Here is a 12495-nt window from a genome sequence, read left to right on the forward strand (position 1 = left end):
GTGGATTACCATGGAGTACCCCACGTAAGCCGCAGTTCACCGGTCCGGCCAACGCGGCCGCCAACCACTACCGTAGCAATCACGGCGCAGGGTACGACGCCTCCGTCCCAAAGGCCACCGGCGCGTTCGTAACCACCCAGCTTTCGGCTTAGCAGTTGCTCACCACTCCTATACGGGCGCGCTCCGATTTTACCCCACTACAAGACGCGATATACTAGCCGCAGGGCGGGAAGTCTTGTATCATGGTAGTTAGCTTGAACTACGAAGGGAGGCGGCGGCCAATGTTGCGTTTGTACAACACACTGACCCGTCAAAAAGAGGAATTTAAACCCATTACACTTGGTGAAATCAGGATGTACGTGTGTGGCCCAACCGTCTATAACTATATCCATATTGGTAACGCGCGTTCGGCCATCGCCTTTGATACGATCCGGCGGTACTTTGAGTACCGGGGCTACAAAGTCGATTACGTCTCGAACTTTACCGACGTGGACGATAAAATTATTAACGCCGCGCACGAGACGGGGGAAGAGCCCCTCGACTTGGCTCAGCGGTTTATTGATGCATTTATGGCCGATACGAAGGCCATTGGGATTGAACCCGCAACCGTGAACCCGCGGGCCAGCCAGATGATTCCCGATATTATCGACTTCATTCAGGTCCTCATCGACAAAGGTTACGCGTATGCGAGTGACGGGGACGTGTACTTCCGCGCCCGTAAGGCTAAAAACTACGGTGCTCTGGCCAACAAAAACATCGACGAGCTGGAGCAGGGTGCGAGCCAGCACGTGGCCGACGCCGAAACGGCACGCAAAGAGGACCCCATCGACTTTGCCCTGTGGAAGGGTGCCAAACCTGGCGAGATTCGTTGGGATGCGCCGTTTGGCCCGGGCCGTCCCGGGTGGCACATCGAGTGTTCCGTGATGAGCACTAAATTGCTGGGCGATACCATCGATATTCATGGTGGGGGCCAGGACCTAGAATTTCCGCACCACCAAAACGAAATCGCGCAGAGTGAGGCCAAGACTGGCAAGACCTTTGTTAACTACTGGATGCACAACGGCTTCGTCACGGTTGGCGAGGACGATGAAAAGATGAGTAAGAGTCTGGGCAACTTTGTGACCGTCCACGATATTATCAGGACGGTTGACCCGATGGTGCTCCGGTTCTTCATGGCGACCACGCAGTACCGCAAGCCCATTCGGTATACGGAGGCCAACCTGGCGGCCGCAGCGACCGACCTCGAGCATTTGCGGACGGCGCGCGCCAACCTGGTTTTCCGTCAGGACGGAGCTAGCAAAGGTGCCGCAGAGCAGATTACTACCGCGGTGACCGATTTGAAGCAGCGTTTCATTGACGCCATGGATGATGATGTCAACGTGGCCAACGGACTCGCGGTGCTGTACGAGCTGGTGAAGTTGATGAACGAGTACGCCACCAGCGACGTTGTGTACGCGGATAGTGTGGCGCTGTTACTGAGCACCTTTGACGCCTGGATGCAGATCTTTGGCGTACAGATGGCAACGGAAACCGAACTATTGGATGCAGATATTGAACAGATGATTCAGCAGCGCGATGCGGCGCGGGCGGCGAAGGACTTTGCCACCAGTGACCGGTTGCGCGATGAATTAGTGGCGCGCGGGATTATCCTCGAGGATACCGCGCAGGGAACGAGGTGGCGTCGCGCATGACGATGGATCCGCGACATTTAAATGGAATTGCACTCGCCTACATGGGGGATGCAGTGTACGACATGTACGTACGGCAACACTTGTTGGAGCAAAGGGGCTTAACCAAGCCAGCGCAACTGCAACGGGTGGCGAAAAACTTTGTATCCGCTAAGGCACAAGCCGCTTTGATTGACGGCATGGAGCAACGGAGTGTCTTGAGCGACGAAGAGTGGGATATGTACAAGCATGGTCGCAACGCTAAAAGCTATACCCACGCAAAAAACACGGACGTGGTTACTTACCGTGTGTCGACTGGTTTCGAGGCCCTCTTTGGGTCACTGCACCTCGCCGGACGCGAAGACCGGGTACGCGAGTTAGCGCATTGGTGTATTGATTACGTAGAGCAAGGGGGGACTGGACATGGACAAGTCAAGTAAGGGTCGCGGACGCCGAGACAATCGGCGTGGTGACGGCCGTCGTGACGATGATCGGCGGGCCGGTCGGGATGCGCGGCGGACTCCGCGGCGTGAGCAGGTTGCACCACGGCGTGAAGAACGAGATCCAGAAGCGGATGACAACGAGTTTGTATGGGGTCGGCACGCGGTTGCCGAGGCGTTGACGAATGGTAGTGCTGCAACCATCAACAAACTCTTCGTGCAGAAGTCGCTCAGTAGCGACCAGATTCACACGATTGTTGAGCGGGCCAAGAAGGCCAAGATTTTGGTGAGCGAAGTACCGAAGAGTAAGCTCGACCTGTTGAGCGATAACGGTAACCATCAGGGTGTGATGCTCGCGATGCCACCGTACGCTTACGCCAGCATTGACGACCTCTTTGACCACGCCAAGGAGGCCGGGCAGGATCCGTTCTTCCTGATTCTCGACAACTTGGAGGATCCCCGTAACCTCGGGGCCATCATGCGGACTGCGGATGCGGTGGGTGTTCACGGAATTATTATTCCGAAGCACCGTGCTGTGGGACTGACTAGCGCTGTCGCGAAGATTAGTACCGGGGCAATCGAGCACGTTCCGGTTGCGCGGGTGACGAACCTAGCTAATGCCATCAAGGAGTTGAAGGACCGCGGGCTGTGGATTTTTGGCACTGCGATGGAGGGCCAGGACTTCCGGCAGTGGAACGCGACGGGGCCCATTGGTCTGGTCATTGGTAACGAGGGCAAAGGTATTTCGCCGGGGATTCAGAAGTTGATGGACGCGACGTTATCCATCCCCATGGTGGGACACGTGCAAAGCCTGAACGCCAGTGTTGCAGCCGGCGTCTTGATGTATCAAGCCTTCACCAGCCGTCAGGTAACCGAATAGACAAAGCAATGGAGCCGGCACGTGGTTGTGCCGGCTCCATTAGTTTGTCTATTGGCTGGTCGTACTGGGGTGGTGGCTCCGGATGCGTCCGTTAAGCATGATAGCCGTTCGCTACGATAAGTTTTCCGCGGTAACTGTAGCTTGCACCAGGTATCTAACGCACACGTGCGGGTTGATCAAGAATGTTGGTATTAGTGGGGTAATGGTGGAGGTTGAACGGCCGGGCCCGAGACGGCTGCATGCCCGTAGTTCTGTAGGAGGCGTAGCCGACGTACAGAATCAAATTGGCTAGACCGAGCGGGGTTTGCTCGGTCTAGCCAATTCGCGGTAGCCCGGTACGGGCGTGAGCGTGAGGCACGCAGCACCGCCGCGGGCCCGGCCGTTCAACCGGAGCCATTACCCCACTAATACCAGCCACCGTGCCATAATGCCACCAACCTACTGTGCAGGCTGCTGCGTGGTGACGAGGCGGTACGTGTCGCGGACAATCATGAGTTCTTCGTCAGTCGGCACGAGCCACGTCCTCACGCTGGCGTCGGGGTCGCTCAAATCCACTTCCGCGCTGTTGCGCGCATTTTGCTTCGCATCGATGGTGGCGCCCAGATACTGGAAGTGTGACATAATCTGTGCGCGAATGGCGCTGCTGTGTTCGCCGATGCCACCCGCAAAGGCAAAGGCGTCAACGCCGTTCATTTCGGCAACGTATGCCCCAACGTACTGTACAACCCGGTTCACGTACATATCGATTGCTAACTGTGCCTGCGGGTTGGTGTCCGCGGCGTCGGTCAGGGTCCGCATATCGTCGGACAGCCCCGAGATACCTTTGAGCCCCGACTCGTCGTTCAGCAGGTCGACCATCTGATCGGCCGTGACGTTGAGCTTGCGCATCAAGTACGCTAACAGTGACGGGTCCACATCCCCGCTCCGGGTGGCCGAAATTAGACCGGACAATGGTGTGAAGCCCATCGAGGTGTCGAGTGACTTGCCGTCTTTGACAGCTGTAACGCTCGAACCGGCACCGAGATGGAGTACAATCAAACGTAGCTGGTCGAGCGGCCTGCCAATCAGTTCAGCGGTCCGCCCGGCCACATAGCGGACACTGGTCCCGTGAGCACCGTACTTGCGGGCGCCATACTGTTTGTACCAAGTGTACGGCAGGCCGTAAAGGTAGCTGGTAGCCGGCATGCTTTGGTGAAAGGCACTGTCGAAGACCGCCACCTGGGTCGCCCACGGCAAGACCTGCCTGAACGTATCAATAAAGTTGGCTTGCACCGGATTGTGTAGCGGCGCGAGGTTACGTAAGTTGCGGATCTTCAGTAATACATCATCATTTACGATGACGGATTCGTTAAAGTCCTCACCACCCGCCACGACGCGGTGACCAACGCCGTGAATGTCGTGTAGCCGTTCAACCAAGCCTAACTTTTTGAGCTGGAGCAATAGATCGGCGACGACCCGACCGCAGTCCTTGGTGTCGGTATCGTACTTGACGGCATCCCGTCCGGGGACGTTAATCGTGACTGTTGCCGGCGGGGTGTTGATACGGTCAATTAGACCTTGACCCAGTAGCTTGGTGGCGGGCATGTCAAACAGGCGCCACTTGAGCGTGGAACTGCCTGCGTTGACCGCTAAATATTTGGGCATGAACCCACTTCCTTTCCCGAAAGGTAAACGGTGCTTATTAATAGTAAGCGGTTACCTAAACTCATTCTATAACGTTGTGATTTTTTTGCAAACCATTTGGGCCAAAAATGTCGTAAACGGGTGGATAAATTTACTTAACGGCGTGGTTATGTGAAGATGGTGGTACAAATACGTACAGGGGGTACGAACCATGGTGGAAGTAATGACAAGGGCGCGCGCTGCGCAAGTCGTGCGTCCGCGGCAAGAGGCTAGTTACAAAGGTACATACGGCCGGATTGTTATTGTCGCCGGTGATGTACACTTCGGGGGAGCGGCCATCATGAGTGCCACCGCCGCGGTTAATGCTGGGGCCGGGCTAGTGACGGTGGCAACGGCCGCGGCTAACCACGCGCCTTTGCACGCCCGGCTACCCGAAGCCATGGTCTGCACGTGGGATGACGCTCTGTTACCTGAATTGTTGGCGCGGGCCGACGTGGTGGTTGTCGGGCCGGGACTCGGTGATGGCGCCGCCGCGCACGTGGTGTTGGAGCTAGTGCTGGCCACCGTGACCACACCACAGACGCTGATCATTGATGGATCGGCCATCGACTTGTTGGCGACGGGTGGGGACGCGCAGACGCACACTGAGCAGACGGTGTGGACACCCCACTCCATGGAGTGGCAGCGGTTGAGCGGCATTCCAATTGCTAAACAAACGGTGTCGCAAAACCAGGAGTTTGCCGCGACGATTCCGGGTCTGGTGGTGTGCAAAGGTGCGCCCACGGTGACACTCGACGGACAACGGGCGATCGCAAATTCCACTGGTGGTCCCGCCATGGCGACCGGGGGTTCGGGTGACACGCTCACCGGGGTCCTCGCCGCTTTTATCGGTCAGTTTGGCTTTTCAATTGAAGTTGTGGCGGCTGCGGTGTGGGTTCACAGTGCTGCCGCAGACCGGGTCGCCGCTACCCACTACGTTGCCTTGCCCACGAAGGTGAGCGCGGAATTGGGCACGTTAATGCACGAGCTAGCAGATAGTGATACCACGGAAGAAGAGGAACAATAAATATGATACGCACACGCACTTTAACCAACATCGCTTTAGGCACGGCCCTGATGGCGGTCACAGCACCGTTCACGATCCCGTTAGGACCAGTGCCACTAACGTTACAAACCCTGATGGTCCCGCTGGTGGCAGGGCTGATGGACCGGCAAAGTGGTCTATGGGCCGTCATGCTCTACGTCCTCATGGGGGCAATCGGGTTGCCGGTTTTTGCTGGATTTACTGGCGGCATGGCGCATCTGGTTGGGCCCACGGGCGGCTACTTGGTGGGACTGTTGCTCTTCCCGGCCTTGCTGGGCGGCAGCGTTCGCCGGTCACGTAACGGGTGGTGGATTGGTTTAATTAACATCGTGGCAGGACTCCTACAGCTGGTCGTTGGCGCGGTTTGGCTACACGTAGTTACGGGCAGTACAATTGCGATTGGTATTGTGCCGTTCCTGGTTCCGTTACTCATTAAGGCCGCGGTGGCGACCCTAGGCACTGTGGCGGTGGCACCCGTGCTGCGACGGACAGGCATATTGATGTAATTTAACGATGACCCGGGCATACATCAATGTTCGGGTTTTGCCGATTTCAGAAAAAGATATTGACCGATTGTCCGCCTTGGTATACGATAAAACACGTTCGTTCGTCATATTTACTAATATAATTTTCGAGTGTGTACTCGTAGTGGGAGAACTTTTCATGGACAGTATCAAGTCATATTTTCAATTAGATCAGTTACACACCACGGTGCGGCGCGAGCTGCTGGCCGGGTTTACCACCTTCATTTCGATGGCGTACATTCTGTTCGTCAACCCGTCAGTGCTTGGGGCTTCCGGCATGGACAAAGGAGCCGTGTTTACCGCTACCGCGCTAGCTAGTGCGCTGGGCAGTATCCTCATGGGTGTGCTGGCACGCTACCCAATTGCCACCGCTCCCGCATTGGGGATTAACGCGTTCTTTGCTTATTCCGTTTGTATCGGTATGAAGGTACCGTGGGAAACGGCGTTGGCTGGTGTGTTCGTTGCTTCCATCATCTTTATCATTATTACTATTTTCAAATTGCGTGAAAAGATTATCGATGCAATTCCGAGCGATTTGAAGGCCGCTATTTCCGGCGGGATTGGCCTCTTCATCGCGTTCCTCGGTCTGAGCGATGGTGGCCTCATTACCGCCAACAAGTCGACTATTGTGGGCTTGGGCTCGCTCAGTGTGGGGACGACCTGGCTGACCATCTTTGGCCTCGTAGTCACGGCTATTCTGATGGTGAAGCACGTTCCCGGAGGTATTTTCATCGGGATGGTCGCCACCGTCATTTTGGGCCTGGTTACCGGTCTCATTAACATGCCAACCGGATTGGTATCGGCTGCCCCTAGCTTGAAGCCGACGTTTATGGTTGCGTTCAACCACGTGGGCGACATCAACAGCTTGCAGCTGGTGGTCGTCGTGCTGACCTTCTTGCTGGTGACGTTTTTCGACACGGCGGGAACCTTAGTGGGGTTAGCCACGCAGGCCGGTCTGATGCGCGACAACAAGCTGCCTCGCGTTGGTAAGGCGTTGGCTTCAGATTCGACGGCAATGCTGGCTGGTTCCTTGCTCGGTACGTCGCCAGTGGGTGCGTACGTTGAATCCTCGGCGGGGATTGCCGTTGGGGGTCGCTCAGGGCTGACCGCGGTGACCACGGGTGTACTGTTCATCGTGGGGATGTTCTTCTCACCGCTGTTAGGCGTGGTAACGACGCAGGTTACAGCACCGGCTTTGATTATTGTGGGTGTGCTGATGGCGCAGTCGCTGAAGAACATTGATTGGGGCAAGATGGAGATTGCGATTCCGTCGTTCCTGATCGTGTTGGGGATGCCGTTATCCTACAGCATTTCGGACGGGATTGCGTTGGGCTTCATCATGTACCCGATTACGATGGTGGCTGCCCGGCGTGGCAAAGAAGTGTCGCCAATCATGTACTTGTTGTTCTTCGTGTTCATTGGGTTCATGTGGATACTGAACGTGTAAACTGTGAATCGCTGCACTTTAAATAATACCTATAACGGGCCGCGCTAATCATTGCGCTGCCCGTTTTGCGTCCCCACCAAGTTGGTGCTAACGTGATAGGTAATACATTGACTCGATAATCACAAAGGAGTGCCCGTTATGCCGGATCTATCCACATCAACGTTTATTTTGCCCACCAACGCTACGCTGACGGCCGAACAGTCACACCTGCAGCAACAAGTATTGGCCTTCATTCGTAAGCACCGTCGCGATGAGCGGCCTGCAGTATTTGTCATCGAGGGTGACGCGGGCTCGGGCAAAAGTGTGGTGTTGAACGCTGTCTTTACCGCTGTGCAACGGGCGGCGCGGCGGGGCGATGACGAGCAACTGGTTGGTTTGGATGCCCACCTGCTCGTTAATCACAACGAAATGCTGAAGGTGTACAAAGAGGTGGCAGCGACCACCCCGGCTTTGCGGAAGAAGGATTTCGACAAACCCACGCCCTTCATTAACAGGCAACGCAAAGTCGGGCAGCGTGCCGACGTGGTGTTTGTGGATGAGGCGCACTTACTGCTCAGTCGGTCGGATCCATTCAATAAATTTACCGGCACTAACCAGTTAGACGAATTGTTGGCACTAACGCACGTGCTGGTACTAGTCTTCGACCCCGACCAAGTAGTGAAATTGAAGAGCCACTGGGATGGGGCCATGTTACGCCGGCATTTACAGGGTTGTACCGTAACGACATTTAAGTTGAACGCACAAATGCGGGTGCAGGATAGCGACGTGAGCGACTGGATTAACGCGCTCATCCACCAGCACTTGTTGCCGTTGCCACATCCCCGCCAGTTTGAGTTACGCGTCTTTGACGATGGCCAGCCACTCTACGATTGGGTGCGAGCGCGAAACGCCAAGTACGGGCTGTCCCGGCTCGTAGCGACAACCGACTTTCCCTTCCGGGTCTTTGACCACCGGGTGTGGTACGTGGACGCGGGTACTTTACACTTACCGTGGGACAAAATTAATTTCACGGACCGGCCGTGGGCGAGCCGCCCCGAAACCGTTGACGAGGTGGGTTCTATATACACCATCCAGGGTTTCGACCTCAACTTTGCCGGTGTGATTATTGGTCCCAGCATTGATTACGATCCCGCGACGAATCGGATCGTCGTGCATCCTGATCGTTTCGAGGACCAGGAAGCATTCCGTCGCCGCAGTGACATTGCGGATTTGACCGGGGCGCGGATTGACGTCGTCCTCCACACGTTGAACATCCTGCTTAAGCGCGGCCGGATGGGACTGGGCATCTACGCTTGCCAGCCTCGGTTGCGCCGGAGGTTACGGGAATTAGGATAAGCAAAGAGAACGCTCCCACCGCAATTGTGCGTGGTGGGGCGTCCTCTTTGTTTGGGCTAACTTACGCTGTCAGGCTGGCGAATTTATCTTTGTGCTCGGAAACGAGACTTAACCACGCATCAAAAAATGTGGTCCGTGTTTGCTGCCAAGGGTACGCGGTCACGTCCTCATTGTTCCGCGGCTCTGGCCCGTTAGTTTCCCGAGCATGTTCCGCCCATAATCCGTCCTGCCGGTACTCCAGGTGGCCGAAAAGGTACGTGTTGTGTCCGTCGTCGCTGGTGGCCAGTAGGGGATGGTTGTCGGCCGTCACGGCGAGGAGCTGAATTCCGGACGCTTGCTCCAGTGCGGACACGGAAATATCGCTGTAGCGTGCGTGTGGTGCGACAAAACCTGCGGGTAATTGCTCGGTTAAGGCGGAGGTGGCCAGTGCCGTGTGACGAAAGGCGCCGAACAGCTTGTGTTCCAGCGCAACTTTGTGCAGACCAAAGTCGTGGTGTAACGCGGCCTCGGCTCCCCAGCAGACGTTCAGTTGGGGGATGTGGTGGGCGGCAAGAACGTCCAGCAACTGGGTCACCTCGGAATAATAGTGCACCGCGGAAAAATCCAATCGGTCAATGGGCGCGCCCGTAATGATCATTGCGTCCAACGTGGGTACTTGACGTAGATCCAGTGGTTGGAGCCAAGGGGCGGGTTGGTGCAGCGGATGACTGACGGGGTGGAACCAGTGGAGGCGGACACCGGGCCCGAGCGCGTCGATGAAGTCCTGTTGGGTGGCCTGCTTGTCGTGCATCAACACCAACACGCCGATATCTAGCGTACTCATCGACCCGTGACGGCCGTAAAGCCGGCAGTGAGGTCGTCCTCCAGGTCAGCAATATCCTCGATGCCCACTGACAAACGTATCAGTTCGTCCTGGATACCATTCTGAATCCGAATTGGCCGGGGAATCGCGCCGTGCGTCATTAGTGCGGGAATTTCGATTAGGGACTCCAACGCACCCAAACTTTCAGCGAGGGTGATGATGTGCAGGTTTTCCACAAATTTTTGCGGCTCTAATCCTGGTTGGAGTTCAAAGCTGAGCATGGCCCCAAAGCCGTGCATTTGCCGCTTGGCAACCGCGTAATCCGGATTGTCGGGGTCACCCGGATAGTAGATTTTGGCGACGGCCGGCTGTTGCTTTAAATAGTGGAATAGACGCTCAGTGTTAGCTTGGTGTGCCTGCATCCGCAAACTGAGGGTCTTGATGCCGCGTTGGAGTAACCAGCTTTCCTGCGGGGCGAGGATGGCCCCAATTGCATTTTGCAGGAAACCAATCCGCCCGGCGAGCTGTGCGTCTTTGACCGCTACAACGCCAACGATGACGTCGGAGTGACCACCAAGGTACTTGGACGCGCTGTGCAGGACGATATCGACACCCAGAGTCAGTGGCTGCTGGACGATGGGGCTGGCAAAGGTGTTGTCGATAATGCTCAACAGGCTGTGAATATGGGCCAGTTCAGCAATGGCCGCAATGTCGGTGACGTGTAGTAGTGGGTTGGTGGGCGTTTCGAGGTAGATGGCCTTCGTGTCTGGGGTAATGGCCGCGGTGACGGCATCCAGGTCGCGGGTGTCGACTGCGGTGAAGCTTAGCCCCAGCCGCTTAAATACTTGGTCTAGCAAGCGGAAGGTGCCGCCGTAAACATCGTTACCAACTACGATGTGATCACCGGCGTTGAACATCGAGAAGACGGTGGCAATTGCCGCCGAACCAGAAGCAAATGCAAAGCCGGCCGTGCCGCCCTCAATGTCGGCGACTAGCGCTTCTACCGCCTGGCGGGTAGGGTTGCCGCTACGGGAATATTCCCACTGGGATTCGCCGATGTGCTGTTGGTGGAAGGTTGACGCCATGTAGATGGGGATGGAGGTTGCGCCGGTGTGCGGGTCTTCGGAAATGCCGCCGTGTAGTAATTGAGTTGATAATTGCATGATTTTCTCCTTTTAGTGTTTGGTTACAGGTCGTAAATGCTTTCGCTCAGGTACCGTTCGCTACTGTCTGGAAAGACGGTGACGATGTTGCTACCGGCGGGTAACGTTGCTGCGACTTTGAGGCTAGCCGCCAAGGCCGCGCCGCTGGAGCTGCCGGCAAAGATGCCCGCGTCGGCCGCGAGGTTGCGGACTTGCGTAAACGCATCGTCATCGGTAATGGTGAGCGTCCGGTCCGCCTGTACCTCTTTGAAAAATGGGGGGATGAACTCCACCCCAATGCCTTCGGTGCGGTGGGCGTGCGCGGGTCCGCCATTGAGGATGGAGCCCTCCGGTTCGACCACAACCGTCGTGGTAGTGGGGTCTTGTTCCTTGAGGAAGCGGGCAATACCGGCAAAGGTGCCGCCGCTACCAGCCCCAGCAACGAAGGCGGCGACTTTGCGACCATCGAGATCGCGGATGAGCTCGGGGGCGAGGGTGCGGTAATAGGTCTCCGGGTTGGCTGGGTTGTTAAACTGCATGGGTATGAAACTGTCTGGGATGGACTGGGCTAACTCTACGGCTTTGGCAATAGCTCCGCGAATTCCGTCATCGCTGGGTGTGTTGATAATCTTTGCGCCCAGGGCCTGCATGAGCGTCTGTTTTTCCTGGCTAAACTTGGCTGGTACCACCAGAATGACGGGGAGGTGACGCGCCTGCGCAGCCAACGCAACACCGATACCAGTGTTGCCGGCGGTTGGTTCGATGATGGTACTCTGGTCGGTTAGTAGGCCGCGGTTATCGGCGTCCTGGAGCATATACTCGCCGAGGCGATCCTTGATGCTGCCGCCGGGATTGAACATTTCGAGTTTGGCAAAGATGTGGTTGCCGTTCGTAATGGGAATGGGTAGGTCGATGAGCGGCGTGTTGCCGATGGTGGATTGAATATTGTGGATGAGCATGGTGGTGGGTCCTTTCTGAGTTGGGGTAAGCAAAGCTGATGTTTGGGCAATTATTCTTAATCAAATTGAGTGTGCTGCTACCGGGTATTCTGTCGCGATTGTTCTGGTAACGGTGAAATCAGTGAGTACCACAGTCTCTGAGCAGTTTGGTTCTGCATTCTCCGAGCTAAGTTTGACTGTGACGTTAGTGTGGACTCTACAACATTAGTTCTGACAACGGTGAAATCAGTGAATACCACAGTCTCTCGGCGGTGCTTTGCGCAGCCTACTCGCCGCGCAAAAAAAAGGCGCGCCCCAGAAAAACCTGGTGAGCGCGCCAAAGCGATTGTCTAGTCCCCCTGGGCACTAGACTCGTGGTTCAACCGAGTCAAAGCAAACAGGCCGGACATCGCATCGTGCGCGCTATCCGACAGCAACAGTTAAAGTTGTAGTGACTGTTTGCTAACATCTCGTGAACCTCCCGTAATTGAATTGGGTTAACTATATGTTATAGCCGCACCATTTGTCAACTGCTACCGACTCGCATTGATTGGTGTGTGACGACTCTCATTGATTGGTGCGAACACGCGGGTGGCCTTTGGGACTGCGGCTT

11 protein-coding genes are annotated in these 12495 nt (G+C 56.1%); 7 read left to right on the forward strand and 4 right to left on the reverse strand.

Features of this window, described 5'->3' with window-relative positions:
• Positions 1-281 precede the first annotated feature (281 nt).
• From cysS to rlmB, 3 genes are read left to right on the forward strand one after another with little or no spacing between them, the layout of a single operon-like run.
• A complete protein-coding gene (gene cysS, locus LPA02S_RS08040; RefSeq protein WP_056956384.1) occupies positions 282-1691 on the forward strand; it encodes a cysteine--tRNA ligase in 1410 nt (469 codons plus the stop codon).
• Positions 1688-2107, forward strand: a complete 420-nt coding sequence (locus tag LPA02S_RS08045; RefSeq protein WP_054649624.1) for a Mini-ribonuclease 3 — start codon at positions 1688-1690, stop codon at positions 2105-2107. The genes cysS and LPA02S_RS08045 overlap by 4 nt, the downstream gene beginning before the upstream one ends.
• Positions 2091-2987 (forward strand): 23S rRNA (guanosine(2251)-2'-O)-methyltransferase RlmB, encoded by an 897-nt coding sequence (rlmB, locus tag LPA02S_RS08050; protein ID WP_056956383.1) that lies wholly within the window; start codon positions 2091-2093, stop codon positions 2985-2987. Before LPA02S_RS08045 ends, rlmB begins: the two co-directional genes overlap by 17 nt.
• 438 nt (positions 2988-3425) lie before the next feature.
• Here the strand turns inward: rlmB and LPA02S_RS08055 are convergent, their stop codons facing one another.
• Positions 3426-4631, reverse strand: coding sequence for an acetate/propionate family kinase (locus tag LPA02S_RS08055; RefSeq protein WP_054649630.1), 1206 nt, complete (start codon positions 4629-4631; stop codon positions 3426-3428).
• A gap of 193 nt (positions 4632-4824) precedes the next feature.
• On the opposite strand from LPA02S_RS08055, the gene LPA02S_RS08060 reads away from it, so the two are divergent.
• The 4 genes from LPA02S_RS08060 (at position 4825) to LPA02S_RS08075 (ending at position 9000) form a co-directional block, all read left to right on the forward strand.
• Positions 4825-5676 carry an NAD(P)H-hydrate dehydratase gene (locus LPA02S_RS08060; protein WP_056956391.1) on the forward strand — a complete coding sequence of 284 codons (852 nt, stop codon included), beginning with the start codon at positions 4825-4827 and terminating at the stop codon, positions 5674-5676.
• 2 nt (positions 5677-5678) lie between these two features.
• Positions 5679-6200 carry a biotin transporter BioY gene (locus tag LPA02S_RS08065; RefSeq protein WP_054649632.1) on the forward strand — a complete coding sequence of 174 codons (522 nt, stop codon included), beginning with the start codon at positions 5679-5681 and terminating at the stop codon, positions 6198-6200.
• A 157-nt stretch (positions 6201-6357) separates the two neighbouring features.
• Complete coding sequence (locus tag LPA02S_RS08070) at positions 6358-7665, forward strand: NCS2 family permease (protein WP_054649634.1); 1308 nt, start codon at positions 6358-6360, stop codon at positions 7663-7665.
• A 138-nt stretch (positions 7666-7803) separates the two neighbouring features.
• On the forward strand, positions 7804-9000 hold the full coding sequence (locus LPA02S_RS08075; RefSeq protein ID WP_056956382.1) for a DUF2075 domain-containing protein: 1197 nt from the start codon (positions 7804-7806) through the stop codon (positions 8998-9000).
• Positions 9001-9061: 61 nt separating this feature from the next.
• On the opposite strand, the gene LPA02S_RS08080 is transcribed toward LPA02S_RS08075, so the two are convergent.
• From LPA02S_RS08080 to LPA02S_RS08090, 3 genes are read right to left on the reverse strand one after another with little or no spacing between them, the layout of a single operon-like run.
• On the reverse strand, positions 9062-9823 hold the full coding sequence (locus LPA02S_RS08080; RefSeq protein ID WP_056956381.1) for a homoserine O-acetyltransferase/O-succinyltransferase family protein: 762 nt from the start codon (positions 9821-9823) through the stop codon (positions 9062-9064).
• Entirely contained in the window at positions 9820-10965 is a 1146-nt protein-coding gene (locus LPA02S_RS08085) for a trans-sulfuration enzyme family protein (RefSeq protein ID WP_056956380.1), read from the reverse strand. Before LPA02S_RS08085 ends, LPA02S_RS08080 begins: the two co-directional genes overlap by 4 nt.
• 23 nt (positions 10966-10988) lie before the next feature.
• Positions 10989-11903, reverse strand: a complete 915-nt coding sequence (locus LPA02S_RS08090) for a PLP-dependent cysteine synthase family protein (protein ID WP_056956379.1) — start codon at positions 11901-11903, stop codon at positions 10989-10991.
• Positions 11904-12495 lie beyond the last annotated feature (592 nt).

The organism is Lacticaseibacillus pantheris DSM 15945 = JCM 12539 = NBRC 106106 (assembly GCF_001591865.1).
GTDB classification, from domain to species: Bacteria; Bacillota; Bacilli; order Lactobacillales; family Lactobacillaceae; genus Lacticaseibacillus; species Lacticaseibacillus pantheris.

Bases quoted from the DNA above. Each gene is read 5' to 3' on its own strand.
- LPA02S_RS08070 (WP_054649634.1), top strand. From the start codon at position 6,358: ATGGACAGTATCAAGTCATATTTTCAATTAGATCAGTTACACACCACG.
- LPA02S_RS08080 (WP_056956381.1), bottom strand. From the start codon at position 9,823: ATGAGTACGCTAGATATCGGCGTGTTGGTGTTGATGCACGACAAGCAG.
- LPA02S_RS08090 (WP_056956379.1), bottom strand. From the start codon at position 11,903: ATGCTCATCCACAATATTCAATCCACCATCGGCAACACGCCGCTCATC.
- LPA02S_RS08065 (WP_054649632.1), top strand. From the start codon at position 5,679: ATGATACGCACACGCACTTTAACCAACATCGCTTTAGGCACGGCCCTG.
- rlmB (WP_056956383.1), top strand. From the start codon at position 2,091: ATGGACAAGTCAAGTAAGGGTCGCGGACGCCGAGACAATCGGCGTGGT.
- LPA02S_RS08055 (WP_054649630.1), bottom strand. From the start codon at position 4,631: ATGCCCAAATATTTAGCGGTCAACGCAGGCAGTTCCACGCTCAAGTGG.
- cysS (WP_056956384.1), top strand. From the start codon at position 282: ATGTTGCGTTTGTACAACACACTGACCCGTCAAAAAGAGGAATTTAAA.
- LPA02S_RS08085 (WP_056956380.1), bottom strand. From the start codon at position 10,965: ATGCAATTATCAACTCAATTACTACACGGCGGCATTTCCGAAGACCCG.
- LPA02S_RS08045 (WP_054649624.1), top strand. From the start codon at position 1,688: ATGACGATGGATCCGCGACATTTAAATGGAATTGCACTCGCCTACATG.
- LPA02S_RS08075 (WP_056956382.1), top strand. From the start codon at position 7,804: ATGCCGGATCTATCCACATCAACGTTTATTTTGCCCACCAACGCTACG.